21 protein-coding genes are annotated in these 23,765 nt (G+C 45.5%); 11 read left to right on the plus strand and 10 right to left on the minus strand.

Features of this window, described 5'->3' with window-relative positions; translation table 11 throughout:
* Positions 1 to 38: 38 nt before the first annotated feature.
* The gene (locus tag GO493_RS13790; protein ID WP_157306764.1) at positions 39 to 734 is read right to left on the minus strand and encodes a phosphatase PAP2 family protein; all 696 of its coding nucleotides are present in this window, start codon (positions 732 to 734) and stop codon (positions 39 to 41) included.
* Positions 735 to 1,007: 273 nt separating this feature from the next.
* Between GO493_RS13790 and GO493_RS13795 the strand changes: the two genes are divergently transcribed.
* Positions 1,008 to 2,108: a hypothetical protein gene (locus GO493_RS13795; RefSeq protein ID WP_157306765.1), complete on the plus strand. Its 1,101-nt coding sequence runs from the start codon at positions 1,008 to 1,010 to the stop codon at positions 2,106 to 2,108.
* Positions 2,109 to 2,142: 34 nt separating this feature from the next.
* Here GO493_RS13795 and GO493_RS13800 read toward each other — a convergent pair whose 3' ends face one another.
* The 5 genes from GO493_RS13800 to GO493_RS13820 form a co-directional block, all read right to left on the minus strand.
* Positions 2,143 to 4,074 carry a heavy metal translocating P-type ATPase gene (locus tag GO493_RS13800; protein WP_157306766.1) on the minus strand — a complete coding sequence of 644 codons (1,932 nt, stop codon included), beginning with the start codon at positions 4,072 to 4,074 and terminating at the stop codon, positions 2,143 to 2,145.
* A 120-nt stretch (positions 4,075 to 4,194) separates the two neighbouring features.
* Positions 4,195 to 5,049, minus strand: a complete 855-nt coding sequence (locus GO493_RS13805; RefSeq protein ID WP_157306767.1) for an ROK family protein — start codon at positions 5,047 to 5,049, stop codon at positions 4,195 to 4,197.
* Entirely contained in the window at positions 5,046 to 6,302 is a 1,257-nt protein-coding gene (locus tag GO493_RS13810; RefSeq protein ID WP_157306768.1) for an MFS transporter, read from the minus strand. The genes GO493_RS13805 and GO493_RS13810 overlap by 4 nt, the downstream gene beginning before the upstream one ends.
* Positions 6,286 to 8,103, minus strand: coding sequence for a class I mannose-6-phosphate isomerase (locus GO493_RS13815; protein ID WP_232538837.1), 1,818 nt, complete (start codon positions 8,101 to 8,103; stop codon positions 6,286 to 6,288). The genes GO493_RS13810 and GO493_RS13815 overlap by 17 nt, the downstream gene beginning before the upstream one ends.
* Before the next feature lie 2 nt (positions 8,104 to 8,105).
* The gene (locus tag GO493_RS13820; protein WP_232538838.1) at positions 8,106 to 10,952 is read right to left on the minus strand and encodes a glycoside hydrolase family 38 N-terminal domain-containing protein; all 2,847 of its coding nucleotides are present in this window, start codon (positions 10,950 to 10,952) and stop codon (positions 8,106 to 8,108) included.
* 225 nt (positions 10,953 to 11,177) lie between these two features.
* Between GO493_RS13820 and GO493_RS13825 the strand changes: the two genes are divergently transcribed.
* A complete protein-coding gene (locus GO493_RS13825) occupies positions 11,178 to 11,906 on the plus strand; it encodes a GntR family transcriptional regulator (protein WP_157306771.1) in 729 nt (242 codons plus the stop codon).
* A gap of 12 nt (positions 11,907 to 11,918) precedes the next feature.
* Here GO493_RS13825 and GO493_RS13830 read toward each other — a convergent pair whose 3' ends face one another.
* The gene (locus tag GO493_RS13830; RefSeq protein ID WP_157306772.1) at positions 11,919 to 12,143 is read right to left on the minus strand and encodes a hypothetical protein; all 225 of its coding nucleotides are present in this window, start codon (positions 12,141 to 12,143) and stop codon (positions 11,919 to 11,921) included.
* Between the two features lie 91 nt (positions 12,144 to 12,234).
* Between GO493_RS13830 and GO493_RS13835 the strand changes: the two genes are divergently transcribed.
* The 3 genes from GO493_RS13835 (at position 12,235) to GO493_RS13845 (ending at position 15,862) form a co-directional block, all read left to right on the plus strand.
* Entirely contained in the window at positions 12,235 to 13,299 is a 1,065-nt protein-coding gene (locus tag GO493_RS13835) for a hypothetical protein (protein ID WP_157306773.1), read from the plus strand.
* Positions 13,300 to 13,344: 45 nt separating this feature from the next.
* Positions 13,345 to 13,902, plus strand: coding sequence for a putative glycolipid-binding domain-containing protein (locus GO493_RS13840; RefSeq protein ID WP_157306774.1), 558 nt, complete (start codon positions 13,345 to 13,347; stop codon positions 13,900 to 13,902).
* Between the two features lie 250 nt (positions 13,903 to 14,152).
* Positions 14,153 to 15,862 carry a tetratricopeptide repeat-containing protein gene (locus GO493_RS13845; protein ID WP_157306775.1) on the plus strand — a complete coding sequence of 570 codons (1,710 nt, stop codon included), beginning with the start codon at positions 14,153 to 14,155 and terminating at the stop codon, positions 15,860 to 15,862.
* Positions 15,863 to 15,901: 39 nt separating this feature from the next.
* Here the strand turns inward: GO493_RS13845 and GO493_RS13850 are convergent, their stop codons facing one another.
* Together GO493_RS13850 and GO493_RS13855 are read right to left on the minus strand one after the other, a co-directional pair.
* Positions 15,902 to 16,819 (minus strand): glycosyltransferase family 2 protein, encoded by a 918-nt coding sequence (locus tag GO493_RS13850; protein ID WP_157306777.1) that lies wholly within the window; start codon positions 16,817 to 16,819, stop codon positions 15,902 to 15,904.
* Positions 16,820 to 16,851: 32 nt separating this feature from the next.
* Positions 16,852 to 18,000 carry a DegT/DnrJ/EryC1/StrS family aminotransferase gene (locus GO493_RS13855; RefSeq protein ID WP_157306778.1) on the minus strand — a complete coding sequence of 383 codons (1,149 nt, stop codon included), beginning with the start codon at positions 17,998 to 18,000 and terminating at the stop codon, positions 16,852 to 16,854.
* 6 nt (positions 18,001 to 18,006) lie between these two features.
* Between GO493_RS13855 and GO493_RS13860 the strand changes: the two genes are divergently transcribed.
* The 5 genes from GO493_RS13860 (at position 18,007) to GO493_RS13880 (ending at position 21,884) form a co-directional block, all read left to right on the plus strand.
* Positions 18,007 to 18,264: a hypothetical protein gene (locus tag GO493_RS13860; protein ID WP_157306780.1), complete on the plus strand. Its 258-nt coding sequence runs from the start codon at positions 18,007 to 18,009 to the stop codon at positions 18,262 to 18,264.
* Positions 18,239 to 19,264, plus strand: coding sequence for a sensor histidine kinase (locus GO493_RS13865; protein ID WP_157306782.1), 1,026 nt, complete (start codon positions 18,239 to 18,241; stop codon positions 19,262 to 19,264). Before GO493_RS13860 ends, GO493_RS13865 begins: the two co-directional genes overlap by 26 nt.
* Before the next feature lies 1 nt (position 19,265).
* On the plus strand, positions 19,266 to 19,988 hold the full coding sequence (locus GO493_RS13870; RefSeq protein ID WP_157306784.1) for a LytR/AlgR family response regulator transcription factor: 723 nt from the start codon (positions 19,266 to 19,268) through the stop codon (positions 19,986 to 19,988).
* Between the two features lie 218 nt (positions 19,989 to 20,206).
* Positions 20,207 to 21,460 (plus strand): adenosylmethionine--8-amino-7-oxononanoate transaminase, encoded by a 1,254-nt coding sequence (gene bioA, locus GO493_RS13875; protein ID WP_157306785.1) that lies wholly within the window; start codon positions 20,207 to 20,209, stop codon positions 21,458 to 21,460.
* A gap of 43 nt (positions 21,461 to 21,503) precedes the next feature.
* On the plus strand, positions 21,504 to 21,884 hold the full coding sequence (locus tag GO493_RS13880; RefSeq protein ID WP_157306787.1) for a VOC family protein: 381 nt from the start codon (positions 21,504 to 21,506) through the stop codon (positions 21,882 to 21,884).
* A gap of 61 nt (positions 21,885 to 21,945) precedes the next feature.
* On the opposite strand, the gene GO493_RS13885 is transcribed toward GO493_RS13880, so the two are convergent.
* Positions 21,946 to 22,785 carry an SH3 domain-containing protein gene (locus GO493_RS13885; protein ID WP_157306789.1) on the minus strand — a complete coding sequence of 280 codons (840 nt, stop codon included), beginning with the start codon at positions 22,783 to 22,785 and terminating at the stop codon, positions 21,946 to 21,948.
* 62 nt (positions 22,786 to 22,847) lie between these two features.
* On the opposite strand from GO493_RS13885, the gene GO493_RS13890 reads away from it, so the two are divergent.
* Positions 22,848 to 23,699 carry a helix-turn-helix domain-containing protein gene (locus GO493_RS13890; RefSeq protein ID WP_157306790.1) on the plus strand — a complete coding sequence of 284 codons (852 nt, stop codon included), beginning with the start codon at positions 22,848 to 22,850 and terminating at the stop codon, positions 23,697 to 23,699.
* The last annotated feature ends 66 nt before the right edge of the window (positions 23,700 to 23,765 follow it).

The raw sequence follows: 23,765 nt of genomic DNA on the forward strand, positions 1-23,765 counted from the left end.
TTAAAATACAACAAATTCTATGAAGAGTAGTTCAGGTCCTATTCAACAGGCCTTATCTGCTGTCTGTGTCGCCCCCATTTATAGCGATGCGTCCAGTAGGCTACTTTCATGGTCAATACTCCTAATCCTGCTCCCATTAACACGTCACTGATATAATGCCGGTTGTTGGCCATTCTTAAACAACCTACACCGGATGCAACGCCGTAAGCTGCATAAGGCATCCACCTGAAACGTTCTCCATATTCAGTGGAAAGGAAGGTTGCACCGGCAAAGGCCTGTGCTGTATGGCCTGAAGGAAAGGAATTATGTGTACTTCCATCAGGCCGCAAGACATGAAAGCCCGATTTACCGGCAGATACCAAAGCCGTCATCATCAGCTCTCCCTTAATAAGGATAGCCGTGCGGTTCAACACGTCTGTACGCGATTTTACACCACATGCGTCCAGCAGATAGGCTGCCGCTATGGGAGAATATTGCAGGTAATTATCAATATGAGTGTGGAACCGGGGCATATGTTCATTCCTCTCTTCTACTACCTCCATCTTCAGGGACTCCTGCCCTCCCCGGTTAGCCAGCAGGCCGGCCAGCATCAGCGCTCCGGGAATGTACAGCTGGCGGGGAGTATATTTCAGGCGATGTATAGCCGGTAAGCTATCAACAGTTGTCTGCTGTGCGTGTATTTGTCCTGCCAATACAGCCAGGTATAAGGAAAATAGGTATCTGTAAGCCTTCATAAACCAAATATGCTGACAGATCCTGAAGAAATTCTGAATTATAGGGCTTCCCTACCATCCAGGATGTTAAATAACTATCATTATCTATCATGAAAGTAGCATACTATCTGTAAGAAAAAGCCTTAGCTTAGGGTCAGCATTCGTACATTCCACATTTCGTAAAAATATAATACGAGGTACTAAGGTAGTTTGTCCAAACAATACGGAACAATGAACAGTCAGCCAGAATCACGTTGTTGAAGCATTAATTATACCACAATATAGAATCAGAACATGAACAGACTTTTATCAACCATCCTGCTGCTGGCAGGGATCTCCTTTATTTCTGTCAGAGTACATTCACAAGGTTGCGTTGCATTACGCGGCAGCGGACAATCATGTATGTTAGCACATCCGGATGAAGACCCGGCAGATAAATGGATCCTCAACATTGGCGGCCGGTATTTTAAATCCTATAAACATTTTAAGGGAAGAGAAGAGCAAAAGGAACGTGTTGAAAAGGGAACAGAAGTGATCAATCACCAGACCGCAATAGACTTTGCATTGACAAGACTGCTGGACGACCGCTGGAGCATCATGGTAGATGTACCCCTGCTTATCAATGCCCGTTCTTCCCTTTATGAGCATGGCCTGGTAAACGGCGTGAATAACTACAATGAAAGACATTCCATGCACTCTTACGGCCTGGGTGATATCCGCTTTGCTGTGTACCGCTGGCTGCTGAACCCTAAAAAGAACCTGAAAGGTAATATACAGGCCGGCCTGGGTATTAAACTCGCTACGGGCGACTATGACTACAAAGACTACTGGTACAATGTAGGGCCTAACGGTACCAAAGAGCTCAGAACAGTAGATCAGTCCATACAGCTGGGCGATGGCGGTACAGGCATTACTACAGAGCTGAATGCTTTCTATCATTTCAGCCACCATCTGGGTGTATATGGTAACTTCTACTACCTCATCAACCCGAGAGAACAGAATGGCGTACGTACCTATCGTGAAACACTCTCTCCTGCACTGGCCAATGAAGCTATTTCCAGTGTGCCGGACCAATACATGGCAAGGGGTGGTGTTACTTTTACACAACAACGTTTTATTGGTGCTGTAGGCGCAAGACTGGAAGGTATACCGGTACATGACCTGGTTGGAGGTAGTGGTGATTTCAGGCGCCCTGGTTATGTGATCTCACTGGAGCCCTCTGTGTCTTATGGTATTAAGAAAGTGAATCTGTTTGCTTCTGTGCCCATTGCCCTGGTGCGTAACAGGACGCAGAGCGTTACTGATAAAGAAAGAAGTACCCCTACTAATAAGGTGAACGGGGATGCTGCATTTGCAGATTATGTTGTGAATATAGGTTGTGCTGTTAAGTTCTAAGCTTTTTCCGGGATTCTAACCGGCCCTGGGCTGGTTAGAATCTCATACGTTGAATACGTGCAGCATTCAATATAGCTAACAAAGCAACACCTACATCTGCAAAAACGGCTTCCCACATTGTAGCGATCCCACCTGCACCTAATATCATCACTATTATTTTCACTCCAAAAGCAAAGCCTATGTTCTGCCATACTACCCTGTTAGTAGCGCGGCCAATCTGTATAGCCTTTGCTATCTTTGAAGGCTGATCTGTCTGTATCACCACATCTGCCGTTTCTATAGCGGCATCACTTCCCAACCCTCCCATTGCCATACCTATATCGCTCAATGCCAGCACGGGCGCATCGTTAATACCATCTCCCACAAAGGCCACTACTTTGCCAGGTACTTTCTTCAGCGCCTCCATATGCTCTACTTTATTTTCAGGCAGCAGGCCGCCATAAGCTTTATCAATGCCCAGTTCACGCGCCACCTTATCTACTACCGCCTGCTTATCGCCGGAGAGCATTACCGTCTCTATCTTTTCATTATGCAGGACAGATACTGCCGTTCTGCTGTCTTCTTTAACCTCATCTGCAATGGTGATATACCCGGCCAGTTTCCGGTCTACCGCCACTACAACCACAGTGTCCGCCACATCTTTCAGTTCTCCGTTATAAGAGATCTTCATTTTATCCAGCAGCCTGACATTCCCTGCCAGTACCTCTTTCCCGTTTGCAATGCCTCTGACCCCCATCCCGCTGATCTCTTCTGTACTTTCTACTTTCACAGCTTTTGCCGCCTCTCCTGCATAGGCCACTACTGCCTGCGCTACCGGGTGAGTGGAACCTGCTTCCAGCGCTGCAGCTACAGGCAGCCAGCTTTCATCGTGGGAATAACTCTTTACTGACTGTACTTTAAAAACACCTTTGGTAAGGGTGCCTGTTTTGTCCATCACAACAGTGGTTACTTTGGTCATCTGGTCAAGAAAACTGGAACCTTTGAAGAGGATACCGTTCCGTGATGCAGCTCCTATTCCGCCGAAATAACCCAAAGGAATACTGATGACCAGCGCACATGGGCAGGATATCACCAGGAAGATCAGGGCGCGATACAGCCAGTCCCTGAACTGGTAGTCCGGTGTAAAGAAGAAGGGTATCAATACAATACAAACAGCTATAAATACAACTGCAGGTGTATAAATGCGTGAGAACTTACGGATGAACTGTTCTGTCCTGGCTTTACGTGTAGTTGCCAGCTGTACCATGTTGAGAATGCGTGATAATGCGCTGTCATTATAAGGCTTTGTTACCCGCATCTCTATTACCTTTCCCTGGTTGATCATACCTGCCAGCACGGTACTTCCCTTCTCAATATCAGAAGGGCGGCTTTCCCCGGTTAAAGCGGCAGTGTCGAAGATACCATTATCAGAAAGCAGCTCACCATCCAACGGTACACGTTCTCCGGCCTTTACCTGTATAATTTCTCCAGGCTGCACTTCTTTGGGAGAGATCTCTGTAAAGCTACCGTTACGTTGTACGTTGGCCGTAGCAGGCCTGATGTCAAGCAAGGCTTTGATACTGCGTCTTGCACGGTTCACTGCCGCATCCTGGAAAAGTTCTCCTATAGTATAAAACACCATCACTGCTACCCCTTCAGGATATTCTCCTAAAAAGAAGGCGCCCACAGTGGCAATGGTCATTAAAGTAAATTCAGTGAATACATCTCCCCTGCGCATGAGGCGGAAGCCGTTGGATGCTACCGGCCAGCCTACAGGCAGATAAGCGGTCAGGTACCAGGCAAAACGCAGCCATCCCGTAAAGAAGGCCGGCTGAATAAAATGGTCTGTCAGCATGCCTCCTACCAGCATGAATAAGCTGATGATAACTGCAGAATATTGTTTCCATTTGCCTTGCCCTATCTCACTGTACCCATGATCATGATCATGGTCGTGCCCATGTTCATGGTTATGTGAATGCTCTTCCATAATCTATACTATTCTTCTTTTCTTATAAAAAGATACTAAAGATTATGTAACAACGTTTCCGCATTGCCGCAAAACCGCCACTGCAGGGCTATAAATAATTGATATAAAGTTGCAATGAAGTTAATATGCCGCCATTTCCCAGAAACCTGCCGCGCCCAGCAAAAGAGCTTCTTCTCCTAATGCAGACAGTATGAAACGGGTATCTGGCACCCCTCTTTCCAGCTCCGCAATGAAGAGATGAAAGGCATGAGCAATATTCCCTCCCAGCATCACCACAGATGGTTTAAATGACTGCGCCTGCAGGAATACGGCGAGGTTACTGCCAAACTCCCTGAATACCGTCTTTGCTGCTTCAGATTCCATTGCCAGCAGGGCTATCTGTTTCACCCCCGATTCCTGCATACCACTCAGTTCATAATAACGTTGCAGGAACCAGCGGGCAGAGAAATGGTCTTCTGCTCTTGATGAGAGGAATGGCGCATTCCAGTACGCAGCTTCGACAGCCATTCCATTCTCAGCAATGGCAGAGCCAAAGCCAGTACCCAGTGTAAGGCCCAGGACATTCCGCTGTCCTCTTGCGGCCCCGCAAAACAATTCTCCCTGCAGGAAGCAACTGGCATCGTTAGCTATCCTGATATCAGCGGCAGGCATATTCAGGCTCTCTGCCAACAGCGCCTTTACATTCAGTCCATAGAGCGCTTCATACTTATGCAATCCCTGTATAAGACTAATCCCCTCTTCATAGTTGAATGGTCCCGGCATGGCAATGCCCAAACAGTCTGCCCCACCACCTTCCTCCATACTGTGCTGCATTATCCGGCTCCAGCTATCTATGATCGTTGCTGCTGAGCCATTGGCATCCACGCGGGCACGGAATACAGAACCGGGTACTATACGGCATTCTGCCATATTCACAAGGGCGCTTGTGATATGCGAACCGCCTATATCTGCTGCTAATACTATTGACTTCTTCATCCCTGCTGAATTGAGTTTTTCCAATGTTGCCTGATCTGCTCGAAAGACTGTCCTTTTGTTTCCGGTAATAACCTGTAAACCGTAATAAATGCGCAAAGACAGAATGAGGCAAAGAACCAGAACGTCTGTGCCGTGCCCCATGCTTTCAGTAACATGGGAGTAAGTTGCCCTACTACAGTATCTGCCACCCACATCACCAGTATGCTTAATGATAATGCGCGGGCGCGGATACCATCGGGAAAGATCTCTGCAGCTATCACGAATTTCAAAGGTCCGATAGAAAATGCGAAAAAAGCCAGGAAACATAATACACAAAGCAGCAACCATATGCCGTTTGTAGCTCCGGTATAAAAACAGGTCCCGGTCATTACCAGGCTCACAGCAGCGCCGGCGGTGCCCCAGAGATAAAGTGGCCGCCTTCCCAGTCCATCTACTTTCCAGATAGCGAACAATGTGAAGAACACATTAGCTGCACCAAAGATGATCTGGCTGAGAAAAGAGTTGCTCAGGGTTATACCCGCACCGTTCAGTATACTGGGCCCATAATAGATGATGGCATTGATACCACTGAACTGGGAAAATAAAGGTAACAGGATACCTAAGAGCAGGGCTTTGCGCAGATCAGGCAACAGCAGTTCACTGTAGTTATGTTCCGTTTGCCGGCTGCCTGTCCACCGGGGACTTTCAGGCACCCATATCAGTCCCAGGAAGAACAGTATGGCCGGGATAACACCCACGCCGAACATAAGCCGCCAGACTTCTCTTCCCCCGTATGACAACAGTCCTGCATTGGTACAATATGCCACCAGTATACCAATGGTCACCGCCAGCTGGTAGTAGGTAACCAGCCGGCCCCTTATATGATCTGGCGCTATTTCAGAAAGATACAGCGGTACAATGCTGGAAGCGATGCCAACAGCTATGCCCCCTGTAATACGGGCAACAATGATCAGGTTAAGAGAGGGCAACAGCGCACATCCCAGGGCTGCCAGCAGAAAGAGAACGGCTGAGAGCTGCAGCAGTTTTTTCCGCCCAAACCTGTCTGCCAGGTGGCCGGAAAACAATACTCCTCCAATACAACCTGCCAGCGCAGAAGAAACAAACCATCCCTCCCGGAAGGCAGACAATGCAAACTGCTGCTTTACAAAAGGTAATATGCCCGATACAACAGCCATATCAAATCCAAACAGGAAACCTCCCAGAGAGGCTACCAGTGTGGTCATAATAAGTAAACGATCAGATTGTGTTTTCATAAACGATGGTACTGAAAACCGGATGGTCTTCTTTTATAAAAGCCTTGATCACCTTTGCCCTTCCTTCGCCATTGTTGATAATACTATACTTTTCTGCAGCTGCGGGAATTACAAAAGTTTCTGCATAATGATAAGTGGTTGAGCCGCCGGAAGTCTTTACAGTAATGGCGGTGCCTTCTACCAGCATCATTACCAGGCAGCAGTTGCCTGTTGTAAAAGATACTTCTGTATCAAACTCTATCCTGTGCACATCATAGAAATGCTCCCTGTGCGTAGGCAGATGCCAGCATTGCCAGTCTGTACCTTCCTCCAGTAACGACGGCCGGGATATCAGCCCATTCTTTACAACATCCCCTTTCCGGCTGAAATCAATATTATTAAAAGCATGTTCAATATTGATAGGGCGGGGTTTGCCGTCAAGCCCCAGGCGCAGCCAGTCATACATCTTAAAGGTAAAGATGTAAGGCGTTGCACTGATCTCCAGCACCATATTATTTGCACCGGCACTGTGTACAGTACCGTTGGGTATCAGGAAGAGATCATGCTTATGTGCGTCATGCAGCTGTACATACCTGGTGATATCTATGGGTACGTTATCCTGCTGACTATCCTCCAGCGCCTTTCTGAAACCAGAGGGGTCAATATCTTCCTGCAGCCCCAGATAAACACCCGCATCTTCTTTACAATCCAGGATGTAATAGGTTTCATCCTGTGTGATGGTTTCTCCGAAATGCTGGCGGATATAGGATAAAGATGGATGGCACTGTATGGAAAGGTTACCTCCGCCGAAAGTATCGAGAAAATCAAAACGGATGGGGAATTCATGCCTGAAGATCTCCGCATGCTTTCCCAGCACAGCTTTATAGCTGTAATACATCAGCCATTCAAAAGGTATTTCCAGCAGGTGATGATCACTTTCAAACACCACCCCGTTTTCCGGCACTATCATTTCGAAAGACCAGGCATAGTTGACTTCCTCCTTCGGCAACTGTGTAATATGCTCTTTCATCCACTGCCCGCCCCAGGCGCCCGGTTCAAACCAGGGACGTACCCGGAAATGGTTATGTGTGATACTGCTGACTGCCGCCTGCAGGTCTTCTGCATAGATCCAGCTGACGCTATCACCCCATTGTGTATCTGCAAAGATGCTGATCCTGTGAAGTAACGACTGCTTATAATTGTTCAACACTACCCAGTCAATAAAATAGGCCCGCTTGTACATTTCCGTGGCATCGGTGTATTGGCTGTAGCCAAGATTAGTGACGGCATTGGCACGCATACGGTATTGCTGCTCATTTTTAGGAATGTCCAGGTAAATAACGGGGGCAGCTCTATTCACAAGGGCTGCGCCGGTACCTATTACGATGTGCAGGACATGCTCTCTTTTCTCATTGTTCATACCTGCCAGTTTCCCGGTATGAAAAAAATCCTGTAGTGTCAGTGTTGTACGGTTGCCCCAGACGCTGCCCTCTTCTCCCATAAAAGGGGCTGTCAGTTGTGTGACCTCGTCTTCATCCTTAAAAGCATCGTGAGTAAAATGCCATTGTACTTCTATGCCGGTCTCCTGCAATACCTCATCCAGTGCCTCTTTCACTTCATGCCACAGTATGCCGGTATAACCGTCTATCATCACTTCCTGTTGCGTTACCATCCATGCAACCAGGCTTTTATATCCGTTCCTGATCTTATTGGCGCCCAGTGAGTGGATGGGGTATATATCATACCCGGCGGTCTGTTCTTCCGTTAAAAACTCCGGTAATAGCCGTTGCCGGGAGTTACGCCATGCAGTTATTGTATTCACAGTCATTTAGTTTCTATTCTTACCAGTTGTATTCCTTTTGCAGGTATTGTTATGTGTGTATCCAGTAGTTGTTTATGTTGTTCCAGTATGTCACTCTGCCATACAGCCAGGGTGTTATTCTTTTCCCTGGGCGTGAATGTTACCGCTGTTTCCCTGTCTGCGGCATTTACCAGCCATACCAGTGCTCCTTTTCCGTCTGCTGTGGGTTTGATGCTTTCAACATACACATTGTCTGACTGTATAGTGAAGAACAGCGATTCCTCTGCCGGACCGCTGGCAGGTACGGCTATCAGCGGCCGGTGATTGTTCAGTCCCTCGTAATTTACCTTCAGCGGATCATATGCTTTGTGTACCTGCATATAATAGCGGAATGTTGTAACGCCTGACTGCTCATGACGGAAATTGGTATGCCACAGGTTGTTCATAACCCATGAATAGATAGCAGGACGCTGTTCTGTAAAATCTATCCAGAGAGGAGAATGATGCAGCCCACCCAGCAGTCCGGCTGTTGTGTAATTACCTATTTCAAACAGGGGGGCGTCCGGACTGGACCAGGTAATGCCATATTCTTTGTTGGAGACATCCACCCAGCGCTGGGCTGTATACCAGTTTCTGTTGGCATATTGCAGCTGATCAGCTTCTGCTTTGATACTTCCCCAGGGAATGCTGTACCTGACCTGTGCGCCCGGAACATTGAAGGGGAAAGCGAAGTGTACGCCTTCTTTACGGGCGATGCCCTGCTTGTCTATTGTATTGATGATCTCTATACGGTCAACGCCGGCTGTCAGCCTTATTTCCCTGCTGAGAGAAGCAGCACCGGGTGCAGCAGATGTAGCTTCTATGCTTACCACCAGCGGACCATTCTCTTTGATGCGAAGCTGTGCATTTCCTGCATAGAGGATCTTCTCCAGGGAATCTCCAGGCAGATAGCTGTACTGGTTTAGTCCGCCGGAATCTGCCAGGTTAGCCTGCAAGCCGTTCTTTTCAAGAAGGGTTATATTTCCTGTGCGTTCATCCACAGAGATCCTGTAAATACCATTCTGTAAGGTGTTATGGCTAACTATGGCTTTCGTTTTTATCGCTGCTTTTCCTGTATGAACAGTGAAGCGTTTTTTCGTGTAGGCAGGAATATTTTCTGCCAGGAATGCCAGTTCTCCTGTGCTTAGCCTCTGGGAGGGCACGGGCTTTCCTGTCACATCTTTCACCAGGTTGCCGGTATTGTTCCGGATAATGACCAGTTCTGTACGTGGTTGTCCCAGCGGGTTATATACATCTATGGCGTTACTTATTGTATCCACTCCGCCGGCAGCCGTCATCAGCAATTCCTGAGAGAGGTCCTTTCCTTTGAAGGCGAAGGACTGTTTATAATTCCATTGTGACACCGCTTTCGGGTCTTCCGGGTTAGATACGCTGTTATATGCGCCCCAGGTGTGCTCATTAAAAAGCAGGATATTATTCCATACACTGTCAAAACGGGCAGCCGGATAAGCGGGTTTATTCCTTAAGGCCCAGATGGCATCGGCTTCCTGCAGCCGGTCGGAAGCTACCCTGTTGTAACCTGTTTCCCGCGCTGCGGAGCCGAGCCCGTCTGTCCAGTATTCTGTATAGTCGCCAGATACCACCGGTATCTTTTCTTTGTATGCGTTTTCAAAATCATGGAAGAACTGTTTGGTGGATGTGATGATCAGCTGGGGAGAAGCATACCTGTCGTTCCATTCCTTTACGGCCTCCGGCAGCTCAGGGTCTATGGGTGCATTGTCGCTCATGGCCCAGGTGATAATGGTCATGTTATAGGGGAACTGTTTCTTTTGCAGGTCTGCCAGGTAGCCAAAGATGAAAGGGTTGAGAAAGTTCTCTGATGGCCTGCCTGTATAAAAAGGCTTAGGATCTTCTACTGTAAAGAAGTTGGGGATCTTCGTGCCTTTGAGTGCATAACCGATGGAATAGGGCTGGCTTTGCCAGTAAAGCAGTTGTTGTCCGCCGGGAGCTTTCCAGTAAAAGGGCCTGTCCTGCCATTCATATAACTTACCTATCCTGTCAGATGCGTTAGGAGCCCCCCAGAAATATTTTATACCGGTGATGGCGGTCTGGGCTGCCAGTCCCCAGGATGCGCCGGGAACATCTACCTGCAGCATGGTGTTGATGTCTATTCCCTGTTCCTTTGCCCTCTTAATAGCTGAATGGAACATCTGTACCAGCTGCCGGGAATCTGTTATGCTGGTATTGATATTACCATATGCGGCATCGATGTTGATCCATTGCTTCTTAACCGCTTCCCAGAAGGCTTTCTTCCGGGTTTCGTCTGCTGCGGCCAGATACCTGTCTACCACCCAGAAAGCCTCTGTATTCCACTTAAAACGGGCTTCTTTCGGGTAGTTTTGGGTACGTTGGGCAATTTTAATTGCTTCATCAATATTGTTCATATGGATCTGCAGCACTTTTTCCTGGACGTTGGTATAGCCAATGTCAACATGAGAGTGTGGCAGGACATATACTTTCCATTTTTGCGCCGGCCCTACCAGGCAGCGGGCGTCATATTCCCTGCCGGCAGAAGATACCTTTACGCTTAGCTGGGTTTCCTGCTGAACGGGGCTACCGGGTAAGGGTAACTCATATGTTGTGAAGCCCTGCTGGCTGGCAGGTAGCTGTATGCTGTCCTGCAGTCCGTTAAAAGATATCCTGACTGTAGCGGCTTTATGGCTGCTGCCGCCATGAAAAATGAGCCGGGCCATACGCGCTTCCCTTCCGTTATGTTTCAGGTAAGCTACTGTTGGCTGCAATTCAACAGATGTATAATCCTGCGCTGAGGCAGTATAACACAATACTGTCAGCAGCCAGGTGAAATTCATTTTAATATGTATATACATAATAAATATAAAGACAAATGATCAAGCATAGTACATCAACGTGAAATTTGGTTCAAAGATCGCTTCCACCTAAGAATGAAAGCGATCTTTTGAAAGAAGAGACCTGGCCTGCGGCCGACTAAAAACGTGAACTACCTGTTCCTTACTATGTACAAACATATATACATTGTTTGTAGAAAGCAAATTATTTTTCCTAGTATTGTATCCATGAAATTGTCGATAGATCATAGTAGCCCGGTGCCCCTGCATATACAGGCAGAAGAGTTACTACGCAAGATGATAGAAGACCCTGAGTTCAGGAACGGTAAATTCCTGCCTAATGAAGTGGAGCTCTCACAGCAACTGGAAATTTCCCGCACCACCCTGCGGCAGGCATTGAATAAACTGGTGTATGAAGGCTTGCTGGTACGTAAAAAAGGAATAGGCACTAAAGTATCGGAAAAGACGGTCAGCTCGAAATCTATGAACTGGAAGAGCTTCTCCCAGGAAATGGCGGCAAGGGGTATCCCTATCAGGAACTTTGAGCTGCATATCAGCTGGGTAAAGCCGAATGAAGATGTGGCCCACTTCTTTGAAATAAAGACAGATCAGAAAGTGCTTAAGCTGGAAAGACTGAGAGGCAGGCCGGAAGGTCCTTTTGTTTATTTTGTTTCCTTCTTTCATCCCAACATAGGACTGACAGGCGATGAAGATTTTAAACGCCCTCTTTACGAGATACTGGAAACAGAATACAACGTCATAGCTACCCTTTCCAAAGAAGAGATCAGCGCCAGAGCAGCTGACGGCTTTATTGCCGGTAAGCTGGAAATAGATACCGGCAGCCCGGTATTGTTCAGGAAAAGGTTCGTTTATGACCAGGCAGATAAACCAATAGAGTTTAACCTGGGGTATTATAAATCCGACAGCTTTATCTATACCGTGGAAAGCAGGAGGTAAGATCTGCTCCTTCTAAGGAAGCAGGTCATATGTTTTTTCAAATATCTCCCTGTCGCAGACGTACATCTCCTCATGGACCCCTATCATCAGGTAATCTCCCGCTTTCCCTTCCACTACCCCTTCCATGGAATTTACGCGGAAAGGTTCGTTGATCTGTATACAGCGGATGGGTATTGGTTTTTTAACCGCCTGTTTGTAAGGGAGATCTGGTATCTGGCCTGTTTTATAATGTAGCATAGTCTGAGATTTTGAGCATGACAATTTACTACATTCCTGCCGGTATTGGATTTATCCGTCCTATTTCCTAACTTCTGCATTATTTGTTCCCATGCCTCAAACGACAAAACTCCGGAATACTATTCCCCCGCCCCGTTCTGCTGCTGCCACTACCGGCAGAGCAGGTATCAGCCGGCCAGCTGTGCCAGCATTACAGCTTAAAGCCAGCTCCGTTGAAAATCAATACGGTAAATTTACCGCTACCGCGTATTCCCCCCATCCTACAGATACCAGGCGTGATATGGTTGGCGCAGAATTCAGGCTGCAATGGCAACCTGATACTTCTGTGATACAGGATGGAACATTTGGCCTGGTACAGAAGGTGAACAGAACACAGCTGGGTATAAGAAAGATAAAGGATGGAGGACCTGTCGAACATTCCAAACCTGATGGTATACATGATTTCTTTAAACGCATTACGACCGACGGAGCCGAACAACAACATATAGATTCATTGGCAGAAGATTACGGTAACGGCAAATTTAAAACGGATCATCCTGTTTATGGAAGTCTTGGAAAACATACAGGTCTGGAGATCGAACCTACAACCATGGAACGACCTTCCAATGAAATATCAGTAGTGAATAACAGCACAGTGAAAAGTAATGCAAAACTGGATGATAAGCCTGCCGTTTTCCGGTATTTAACTGAGGACAAAGAAGCATTTATCGGCGGATTGGCGGCCGATAAACCTGCGGTATATGAAGTATTCAATCGTGATGAGTTTGAAGTAAGAGTTTTAGGCCTTTCAGGCCCTCTTAAAGGAAAATATCTTGGAGGCATTAAATGGGGATGGATAAAAGATGACGAAGGACATCGTGAAGACCCTGAAGAAATAACCTTATTTGAAGATGATCTTCCTACAAAAGAGTTTATAGAGGCTGCACTGAAGTGGAATCAGGCAAAAATAAACGCACCCGAAAAAGATAAAAAGAAGGCCCGGGCCGGAATAACATTGGGAGGACTGGCAGCAGGCATTTTAGCAGGAGGCGGTCTGCTGACCGGGGCAGCAGCATTGGGCCTGCTTGCAGGCGGCGCCTTAGGATATCTTTACAGCAAAAATATGAAGGTTGACCCCGTTAAGCTACCTATTCCGGAAAAAGACAAAGATGTTTAAGAACAGGCCCTGTCAATTTTTCTGTAAATTGAAGAAAACCGCCGTATGACCTCAAAACAAATTATCTGGAAAGGTATTTACTATAATACGATCGAATATCTTCATCTTCAATCAGACACCGCTCATCAGATCCGGGGATATATTACCGGGCTGGTGAACGATCAGCCCTTACATGTCAATTATCACATTACAGCCGATCTTAACTGGGAAACAACTTCTGTTATGATCAGAACATATGATCAGACAGAGAGGGAGTTACAGTTTACCAGGAAGAATGGTAAATGGTATGACAGGCACGGGGTTGTTCAGGAAGCTTTTACGCCTTGCACAGATATTGACATTTCCATCACACCATTTACGAATACACTGCCAATAAACAGGCTATTGCTACAGGAAGGAGACGTCCGGGAGATCACTGTTCTGTATTTTGATCTGCCTGCCATGGAAGCAAAACCTGTACAACAGCGGTATACACGCCTTGCAGGAAGCCTTTATATGTATGAGAGCCTTTGGTCAGGGTTTAAGTCGGAACTGGAAACAGATGAGGACGGAGTTGTATGGGACTATCCGGGAATATGGAAAAGGGAGTGGCCCGGGAGGTAAATATCCTGTTCCATGTGGCGCTAAAGTGATACCGCAATGCATACACTATCCATACTTTATACTAGCCTTTGAGTAGGAGTATCCATATAGTATCTATATATCAAGGCACCCCCTTTTGCATGGGCAAACAAATTAGAATAAGTTTAATACATGACGAATTTTAATTTAACAATTTGTTACCGCAAACCTGTAAATTTGAACAGGTAAAACGCCCCAATCCCCAATAACATACCTTTTTAACAACCCCGATATGGCAACAACAACCAAATTATCCTGCTTCGTAATTACAGGCTTCGGAGAAAAAACAGACCTTGCCACAGGCAGAGTGCTGAACCTCGACATTGTCTACAAAAAGATACTTAAGCCGGTATGCGACTCCTTTAAAACAGATACTTTCGAAATAGATTGCTTCCGGGCATGTGACAAACTATATACCGGCACAATAGATGCCTTTATGTACAAATGGATACTGGAGGCAGATATTGCCATTGCAGACCTGAGTACATTAAATCCCAATGCTGTTTATGAACTGGGAGTGAGATATGCACTAAAACCATTTTCCACTATAGTGATCAGTGAGAAAGGATTAAAATTCCCTTTTGATTTTTCACATGTGCTTATTCAACAATACACCCACGGAGGTAATGATATAGAAGATGCAGAAGTAGCCCGGTTTTCCAAAACACTGACAGAACTGATAGAATGGATACTGGAAAAACAGAAAGCAGAAGGAGATAAATGTAATGACAGCCCCGTATATGATTATCTTAAAGCTGATCTGTTTCCTCCCAAAAGGAAAAAGAAAAGAGCTGGTAAGAGCGAAGTGGCAGGATGGGATAAAACCGTATCCAATGTATTACAGGCAGCTGATACTGACGAGGTGATCAGCAGAAACCTGCTGAATAAAATATCTCAGTCAGAAATAGTTGATATTATCACAGATGACGAAGGGCATGTCATGTCAGAGACAGAAATAAAGGAGAATACAGTATTAAGGAAGATGTACGATGCAGCCTATTCCACAATTGGCCTGGGTAACAGGAATGTGGTCGAATATGGCCCCTACGAAGATATTTTCAGTAAAATACCACGGGTAAGCTTCCTCGGTACCTCTTACCTGATCAAAGATCTGAATGAAAAGATCATAAAAGAAAAGAAAGCTGGTACTGATGACAATGATATGAAAGACATACCCGCCATAGCAACATTGCTTGAAAAAATAAAAACGAACCTGGAAGATGAAAAGATGTGCCTGTCTGAACTGCTTGACAAGGCAGAAGAGAAGAAGAACGCAAACCAGTTCAAAGAAGCGCTGGCTTACTATGCCATAGCCTTACAGCGCGATCCCAGCAGCCGTTTCATTATCCAGCGTATTGTGCTCATGACCTATAAACTCACCGAGCCGGATGAACTGACGGCACTGAAGCTGGCAGAAAACCTGCTGCATAATCACTTACATCCTGACGAACAGATAGATGTTGAAACACTGGGACTGGCAGGCGCCATTTACAAGCGGCTTGCAAAACTGGAGAATGAGAAAGAAAATATCCGGAAGGCTCTCAGATACTATGAAAAAGGATATGTGATCTGTGAGAATTATTACAATGGCATTAACTGCGCATTCATGTACCTGCTGAATGCTACGAGATCGACAGAGCACCTTGATATCATGACCAACTACGGAAATGCGCAGAAGATCTGGAAACGCGTAATTGAGATATGCCAGGACGAACTGTCAAAGATCGATCATTCTCCTGCCAACAGGGATTACATCTGGATATTACAATCTGAAGCTCAGGCGCGGCTGGCGCTGAACGGAGGTGTACCGGATGCTGAGCTCAATGACCTGTTTGACAGGATAGCCAAGGTGGATAATGCTTTTGCCGCAAATACCTTTCTAAAACAGAATGAAGAGCTGGTGGAAATGATCAGGGAAGTACAGAAAAAAATACCAGGTTAGAGAATGGCCGGCAATGCCTTCCCCGATCAGGGCCCGTCATCAATGATGCGTTTTTGAGATGGGAACAGGCCTTGTTTTAAACTTCACCTTCCATCTGTCAATAAGCTTTTTGAATTGCAGGAACTTTGTTTCTTCCGGATCTTTTACGTATCCGTTAAAATCAGTCCCTATCTTGATATAATTGTTAAAAAAAGTATTACTGCTCATCCCCCATTTCAGAATGAAGGTACTTCTGCCATCATTTTTCTTCACCTTTGCAGTGCTGATACTGCCAAAGTGATACGCCCTGCTTCTGCTCACCCCTTTATAGTACCTGATCCCATACCGCCATAGCTTGATCATAAAATCCGGATCACTGTGCATGCCTGGCGAAAATTCAACGCTCAGTCCTCCTATTGCCCTGAAAACAAAGGTTGGTAACACCAGAGGATACCATTGACTACCATTCCAGTCTTTCTTTTCAAAGCGCTTATACTGCTGCAGAAATCTCTCTTCTTCAAATTCAGCAGGATGCCTTCCGAAATCCTGGTTCTGTATAACACAAGGGTTATTTCCTTTTCGGGGCTCTATCATGGTACTGCTTATGCACCATTTCTCATCAGGCATTTTCTCTATTTCTGACAACAGATGTTCATCCCATTCCGGGCACAGATAAAGATCATCGTCAATTAAAACAAGCCGCGCTGAAATTGCTAAATGAGAAATAGCATTAAAGCCGAAACAAACACCGCTGTTCTCTGTACTTTTTGTATAACCAATATCTTTCTGACTTAGGACCCAGTCCTCTGTTCCATCATTTCCCTGGTTTATATGCACAAGGATCTGGTGCCTGTATATACTATTTTTCCGGATACTGTTCACTACACATTTCAGGTAATCAAGATTATTCCAGGTTGGGATCAGGATTGAAAAAACCGGATTAAAGTCCAGTTTTACCGCATTAACTTTATAATTCATTTTATGCCCGATAATTAATGATATGCGAGAGATCACCAGCCTCTCTTTATTATACCTGCTATTTTCTCCACATCCGGTTCAGAAACCTTGGAATGAAGCGGCAGCACTACATAGCGGTCTTCCATTCTATCCATCATATCAAATCTGCCTTTCACGCTCCCGCCAAAAATGGAGTACCTGTCGTTCCGGTAATGTACCTGACCCGATTCAATACCATAATGCCTGAGATGCCTGATAAAATCTCCCAGGTTATCTACTTCCGCGGTTAACAGCCAGGCGGCATGCTCCCTTTCAGGATATTCATTCCCTATTATCCTGATACCATCTGCCCCGGCCAGCTGTTCACAGTATTTCCTGTATAGCCTTTGCCTGTGCTCCAGGTGCTTGTCAAATTCTTCCAGGGAGGCAATTCCCAATGCTGCCGACAGGTCTGTCATCTGGTACTTATAACCTATTTCTGTAATGTCATTTTCCCATATCCCCTTTTGTTTCCGGAGGCGGTCAATACCAAACCATCTGAGTCTTTTAGCCTTTTCTACCAGCTCTTCGTCCTTTATGGTCAACATCCCCCCATCCCCTGTAGTAATATGTTTAATAGCCTGGAATGAGAACATGGAAAAGTCACTTTCACTCCCAATTGTTTTCCCTCTGTACTTAGCGCCCAGGGCATGAGCAGCATCCTCAATGATCTTCAAGTCATATTTCCGGCCCAGTTCCCAGAGCACATCCATATTGCATGGCAGGCCTCCGTAATGGACGCATACAATGGCTTTTGTTTTGTCTGTAATGAGATCTTCAACAGCATCTGCATTTATGTTCAGATTTTCATCTATATCACAAAAGACAATTTTAGCACCTATATATAATAAGGGAATATTGGTGGCAGTGCAGGTAAAAACAGGGACTATCACTTCATCTCCCGGCTGAATATCAGCTAATAAGTAAGCCAGGTGCAAGGCATCTGTTCCCGAACCGACCGCTATACTTTTACAGGGGGCCGCAATTCTTGTATCAAAAAGGTTTTCGAACATTTGAACCTTGGGCCCCTGGCCAATCCATCTGCTTTCCAGCACATCTTTCAGCTGTTTAACGGCATTTTCAGGAATATTGGGATGAAACAGGACAATTCCTTCACTGGTGTCCATTAAAGGAAGTTCTACCGCTACAGTATCTTTTAACATTAGGTTATGCTATTAAATTTTAGTTTCCGTGTACTACCCAAAAGAAATGGTTTATTCGAACAGGCTAAAATAAAAATGAGCAACAGCTATCTTTTAATGACCAATAACGTTGGTCAACTATTCTTGCCGCACAATAAAAAAAATCAGATTTTTGGTAGTGTCTCGGTTTGTCCACAGGCCCAAACTATTCCTGATCAAAAAAATTCAAACCGATACACTGCTGAAAAGACTGAAAACGATGAAAAAAGGGAAATGGTACCATAGCGCATATATCCAGGAAATAGGGTTTCTGATCGCCATGTTTATTGTTACTACACTGCATGAATGGATAGAAGTAGATACGGTTATCGGGTTTATCAAGGGAGTGATCTTCTTCCTGATCCTGTATATACAGGCACAGCTCCATAGATTTTTTGTACTTCCATTACTATTAAACAGGCGGTACAACATATATGCCATAGTAACTGTTTCTTCCACCCTGGTGGGAGCGTTACTGCTCTATATAGCTGACTATTATTACCTTGACCCTGATTTTTACCGGGAAGTGGGAGTTACCATGTCCATCATCTACCATTTTGTTATCTGTATTATCAGCACCATTACCATCATGTCCCTTTTCCTGGTCCGCAAATATTCCATGGAGCTGCAAAGGAGGAATGAAGACCAGGTGCTGTTAAGCGAAATGAATGTTAAATTTCTCCATGCCCAGCTGAATCCGCATTTCTTCTTTAATATGTTCAATAACCTGTACGGTGTGAGCCTGACCTCGCCGGAAAGGATCCCTGACCTGATCTTAAAGCTTTCCAGCCTGATGCGGTATCAGCTGGAAAACGGGAATAAACCTACCGTCAGTATTGACAATGAAATAAAATTCATTGAAAACTATATTGTCATGGAAAAAGAACGTATCGGTAAGCGTTGTGAGATATCTTTTGTGTTCCCTGATGATAGTGCAAGGCTAAGCCGCTACCAGATTGCTCCGCTGATATTGATCACTTTAGTGGAGAATGCCTTTAAACATAGCCTGACCATTATAAACAAATGGTTTGTTACGATCAATATCGATCTGACCGACAATACATTAAGGGTCAATATCCTTAATTCATTACCTGATGAATCGCTCAAAAATGAATCTACCGGTATAGGGCTGATCAATATCCGTCAGCGGCTTGAATTACTGTATAAAGGGCATTATCACTTTGTGACATCCCGCAATGAACAGGAATACCGGACAAGTTTAACATTGCAATTAAATCATTTCTGACATGTCGGAACCATTACGCTGTATTATTGTAGATGATGAGGAAGGGGCTCATTTAGTGATCGGGCATTATCTTCAGGGAATGCGCTGCCTTACGTTGTGTGGCACATTCTATAATGCGATTGAAGCAATGGATCATATCTACAGAAACCCGGTAGACCTGGTCTTCCTGGATATTAACATGCCCGGTCTTTCCGGGATGGAAATGCTGGAAGCTATGTCCAATCCCCCTCTGATCATATTAACAACTGCCTATAGTGAGTATGCGCTGGAAGGCTATAAATACCAGGTGGTTGACTACCTTGTAAAGCCTATTGAGCTGCCAAAGTTCGTTGCTGCAGTTAACAAAGTATTTTCCAGGTATAAGCCCCGGGTGGTTGCAGCCCCACATGCGCCTGCATTCCCCGATTTCCTGATGCTGAAAGTAGAAGGTGATATGCTGAGGATAATGCTGGAAAATATTTCATACATCCAGAGCTGGGGGAATTATATTAAAGTCCATACGAATGACACTATATATATTAGTGCTGCTACAACAACAGAGATAGAGCAAAAATTGGATAGATCCCGCTTCAGGCGTATTCATAAATCCTATATTGTTGCACTGGACCAGGTACAGCGTATTACCGGAACGCAGGTATGCCTGAAAAATAATACCACTTTGCCGGTTGGGAATACCTTTCGCCGGGAATTACTGGAGTACTTCCAGGGAAATTTGCTGAAATAGATAAACAATAATTTATAAGAAACGTCTTCTCCCCTGCGTTATTTAAAATAGCTCCACGTATATCCATATCCAGACAACCCGGAGTTGTTTTTTGTGCTCTACATAACCATAGTGCGGAGAAACGGCTCAAAGAAAACGGTTTTGCCATGGGCAAGGCCGTTTTTTTTTGGAGATAACCAGCTGAAGAAACATAACGTTTCTCTTTTTACATTTGCAGGATGAAATTGTGGTATCCCTACAAACAGATGAAGAATACAGAGCCCCTGCCCCTCATGCAATCCGGGCAGGGCACAAAGATGCACCTGGCAGACGGACGCACGCTGATAGACGGCATATCTTCCTGGTGGGCTGTTATTCATGGCTACAACCATCCCGTTATTAATGAGGCGCTGATCAGGCAGATCAACAGCTTTTCCCATGTAATGCTGGGAGGTATCACACATAATCCTGCCATGGCGCTGGCAGAAAAGTTATGTGAGATCACTCCTGCCGGGCTGAACCATGTATTTTTCTCTGACAGCGGCTCTGTAGGTGTGGAAGTAGCGCTTAAAATGGCCCTGCAGTACTGGAAGAATGAAGGATTTACAGGCAAGCATAAAATTATCTCCCTGAAGAACGGTTATCATGGAGATACCTTCAAGGCAATGGAAGTAAGTGACGATTCTGATTTCAGCAATGCCTTTGCTGATGTACTGAACAGGGGCTTCTTCCTGGATACGCCTGCCGGCGGATTTAATGCCGCTCCGGCTACTGTTCAGCAGGATGCTGACAAGCTGGAAGAACTACTGCGCAATCATAGTTCTGAGATAGCCTGTTTTATACTGGAGCCTGTTGTACAATGCGCCGGAGGCTTCAGGATCTATTCACCGCTCTACCTGAAAGCTGCCAGGGAGCTGTGCGATAAATACAATGTACTGCTCATATTTGACGAAGTTGCTACCGGCTTTGGCCGTACAGGCAAAATGTTTGCCGCAGAGCATGCCGGCATCAGCCCTGATATCATGATCATTGGTAAAGCCATGACAGCGGGTTATATAGGACATGCCGCCACGCTGAGCAATACGAGAGTATTTAATGGCTTCCTGGGAGACGGCTATTCCAAAGCGCTGATGCATGGCCCCACCTTTATGGGTAACCCGCTGGCATGTACTGTGGCACTTACCAGTATATCTGTTATTGAACAGGAAAACTACCTCAGTAAGATAAAGCGTATTGAAGCTATTATCAGGGAACAGTTTGCTGATATCAACTCCCCCGCCATTACTGAAAAACGAATAGTGGGAGCAATAGGCGCCATAGAAGTACAGCATGAAGATATGATGGCAGGGTTTAAAGCCTTTGCCATGGATAAAGGCGTATGGCTGCGCCCGATAGGTAAAGTAGTATACCTGATGCCTGCCTATATTATCAGTGAAGAAGAACTACTAAAAGTAATCAGTGTTATAAAGGAGTGGATCAGTAAGATTAGGTAAGTTTGTATTGATCATACAATTACTGACTTCTAAACTGACGAGCATGTTTAAAGACACCAAAGCTTTCAGCAGTTTCTCTGTAAATGATCTGCAAAAAGCAAAAGAATTCTATCAACAGGTCCTGGGCCTCGAAGTGAAGGAAAGGAGCGATATGGACCTGCTGGAGCTGCATATTAAAGACGGCAATCCCATTCTTATCTATCCCAAGCCAGATCATACTCCTGCTACTTTTACCGTTCTCAATTTCCCCGTCCAGGATATTGAAGAAACGGTAGATAAACTTAACTTACTGGGCGTACATTTTGCACAGTATGAAGGCGCCATTAAAACAAATGAAAAGGGTATTTTCAATGCAGGAGGGCATAGCATCGCCTGGTTTGAAGATCCTGCCGGGAATATTTTATCTGTATTGCAGGAAGGATGATATTATCTCAAAACAAAAACGCTTTTGCCTGAGGCAAAAGTGTTTTTGTCTGATACAGATACTACTGTTTTACAGCCTGCCTTCCATCCCACAGATATACTTCCCTGGAATAAGTTTTCTTTGCCACTGTTTCACCATCTTCCCCTACTTCTTCATCTTCTGTCAGCCGGATGATCTTTCCTGGCTGTCCGCCGGCCTCTTTAGGAAACAATAATGTTTCAGAATGATAGTATGCCCCGGCATCGCCGACAGACATTTTTCCGGGCAGCTCCAGGAAGTTGGTGCCTGTCCATCCGAAATAGTAATAATTGGTAGGTAACCCACAGGCGTCACCGCTGAAGTATATACGAAGAATGTTTTTGGTATTTTCCAGTCCAAGATCACCCAGCAGCTTTCCTTCTGTGCTGGCAGAGCTTTCCCCGTCAATCGCCTTTTCCTTCATATCCAGCACACGCAGGTTGGCATCTATTGCTTTCACACGGAGGTTATACCGGAAAAAATCATCCACGGTATAACCACGTTCAAGACCGTATATAATATCTGTGTTCTCTGTTGTATAGCGTCCCAATGCCAGTAGTCCCAGCCAGACATATCCTTCTTTTGCTTTTCCTTCACGGTTATAACTGATCTTCAGCCAGGGCGCTGTTATACCTTTTACAACAATGTTCCTGCCTGTCTGCTGTATAGCTGTCACCGTTGTTCCGGGAGTCAGGGAATCTGCAATTGAGCCTTGCAGACTGGGCTCTGTTCTTATATAGGCTTTATCGGCAAATACTACCATTGTAGCGCCAGGCTGGGGGTTCCAGAGGTTATAGTAGGATTCCTCATTGTCTTCTGTTTGTGCAAACACCGGGGCTAATGTCATGAACATCAATACCGAAAGTGTCCAATGCTTTATCATATTATGATTTTTACGCAACAAATATATAACAGCTTTCTTTACCTTTGGTACACATTCCAATCATGGCAAAAAAAACATCTATTCCGGTTTTTTCACTGGAATCCGGTATCAGGATAAGGCAACTTGATTACCGGGACGTAGAACTACATTCTCCTCCTACCAACCTGGCCCACCGGGATAATAATTATATCTTCCTTTTCCAGGAAAGCGGCACTACCAGGATGATGGTAGACTTTCATGAGCTCTCGGCAACAGGGAGGTGTACGCTCTGTATACTGCCCGGGCAGGTTCACCATGCTTTATCAGTAAACAAAACAAAGGCCTGGTTCCTGGCAATAAATACAGAACTTGTAAGTAATACCTACCGCCCTGTTTTTGAGGAGTATATCTCCCTGTACAAACCTGTACCTGTCAGCGAAGCAGAAGGGCATTCGCTGAAGAAATGCTTTTCATTGCTTGTACAGGAGGATGGCAGGCAAAACGGAAAATTCGGCGAACAGGTAATGCGTTCCCTTGCAGATGCCTGCATAGGTATGTTTGCTGCAGCATATTACAACAATGAGCAATCAGGCGCTCCGTCCAACCATCGTACCACTATCATTACCCGCCAGTTCAGGGTGTTGCTGCGGCATAGCTACCGGACCATGAAAAGTCCTTCTGCCTATGCAGCTGCGCTCAATATCTCCCTCTCCTATCTGAATGAAGCGGTGAAGTTTACAACAGGGCTGTCTGTAACGCACTGGATCCAGCAGGAGATCATCATAGAAGCCAAGCGTATGCTATATTACACCAATAATACAGCAAAAGAGATCGGCTATGAACTGGGATATGAAGACCATACCTATTTTACCCGTCTTTTCACCAAAGCAGTTGGCATGTCTCCTCTTGCCTTCCGGAAGAAATACCGCGAATAGTCCAATCTTCCCCCTTAATAGCCCATTGCCCCGGGCTGCCTTTTGAAGTTGTTTTGCAGTATCAAA

The sequence above is a fragment of the Chitinophaga tropicalis genome (assembly GCF_009758205.1).
GTDB classification, from domain to species: Bacteria; Bacteroidota; Bacteroidia; order Chitinophagales; family Chitinophagaceae; genus Chitinophaga; species Chitinophaga tropicalis.

Bases quoted from the DNA above. Each gene is read 5' to 3' on its own strand.
- GO493_RS13790 (WP_157306764.1), bottom strand. From the start codon at position 734: ATGAAGGCTTACAGATACCTATTTTCCTTATACCTGGCTGTATTGGCA.
- GO493_RS13795 (WP_157306765.1), top strand. From the start codon at position 1,008: ATGAACAGACTTTTATCAACCATCCTGCTGCTGGCAGGGATCTCCTTT.
- GO493_RS13800 (WP_157306766.1), bottom strand. From the start codon at position 4,074: ATGGAAGAGCATTCACATAACCATGAACATGGGCACGACCATGATCAT.
- GO493_RS13805 (WP_157306767.1), bottom strand. From the start codon at position 5,049: ATGAAGAAGTCAATAGTATTAGCAGCAGATATAGGCGGTTCGCATATC.
- GO493_RS13810 (WP_157306768.1), bottom strand. From the start codon at position 6,302: ATGAAAACACAATCTGATCGTTTACTTATTATGACCACACTGGTAGCC.
- GO493_RS13820 (WP_232538838.1), bottom strand. From the start codon at position 10,952: ATGAATTTCACCTGGCTGCTGACAGTATTGTGTTATACTGCCTCAGCG.
- GO493_RS13825 (WP_157306771.1), top strand. From the start codon at position 11,178: ATGAAATTGTCGATAGATCATAGTAGCCCGGTGCCCCTGCATATACAG.
- GO493_RS13830 (WP_157306772.1), bottom strand. From the start codon at position 12,143: ATGCTACATTATAAAACAGGCCAGATACCAGATCTCCCTTACAAACAG.
- GO493_RS13835 (WP_157306773.1), top strand. From the start codon at position 12,235: ATGCCTCAAACGACAAAACTCCGGAATACTATTCCCCCGCCCCGTTCT.
- GO493_RS13840 (WP_157306774.1), top strand. From the start codon at position 13,345: ATGACCTCAAAACAAATTATCTGGAAAGGTATTTACTATAATACGATC.
- GO493_RS13845 (WP_157306775.1), top strand. From the start codon at position 14,153: ATGGCAACAACAACCAAATTATCCTGCTTCGTAATTACAGGCTTCGGA.
- GO493_RS13850 (WP_157306777.1), bottom strand. From the start codon at position 16,819: ATGAATTATAAAGTTAATGCGGTAAAACTGGACTTTAATCCGGTTTTT.
- GO493_RS13855 (WP_157306778.1), bottom strand. From the start codon at position 18,000: ATGTTAAAAGATACTGTAGCGGTAGAACTTCCTTTAATGGACACCAGT.
- GO493_RS13860 (WP_157306780.1), top strand. From the start codon at position 18,007: ATGCTATTAAATTTTAGTTTCCGTGTACTACCCAAAAGAAATGGTTTA.
- GO493_RS13865 (WP_157306782.1), top strand. From the start codon at position 18,239: ATGAAAAAAGGGAAATGGTACCATAGCGCATATATCCAGGAAATAGGG.
- GO493_RS13870 (WP_157306784.1), top strand. From the start codon at position 19,266: ATGTCGGAACCATTACGCTGTATTATTGTAGATGATGAGGAAGGGGCT.
- bioA (WP_157306785.1), top strand. From the start codon at position 20,207: ATGAAATTGTGGTATCCCTACAAACAGATGAAGAATACAGAGCCCCTG.
- GO493_RS13880 (WP_157306787.1), top strand. From the start codon at position 21,504: ATGTTTAAAGACACCAAAGCTTTCAGCAGTTTCTCTGTAAATGATCTG.
- GO493_RS13885 (WP_157306789.1), bottom strand. From the start codon at position 22,785: ATGATAAAGCATTGGACACTTTCGGTATTGATGTTCATGACATTAGCC.
- GO493_RS13890 (WP_157306790.1), top strand. From the start codon at position 22,848: ATGGCAAAAAAAACATCTATTCCGGTTTTTTCACTGGAATCCGGTATC.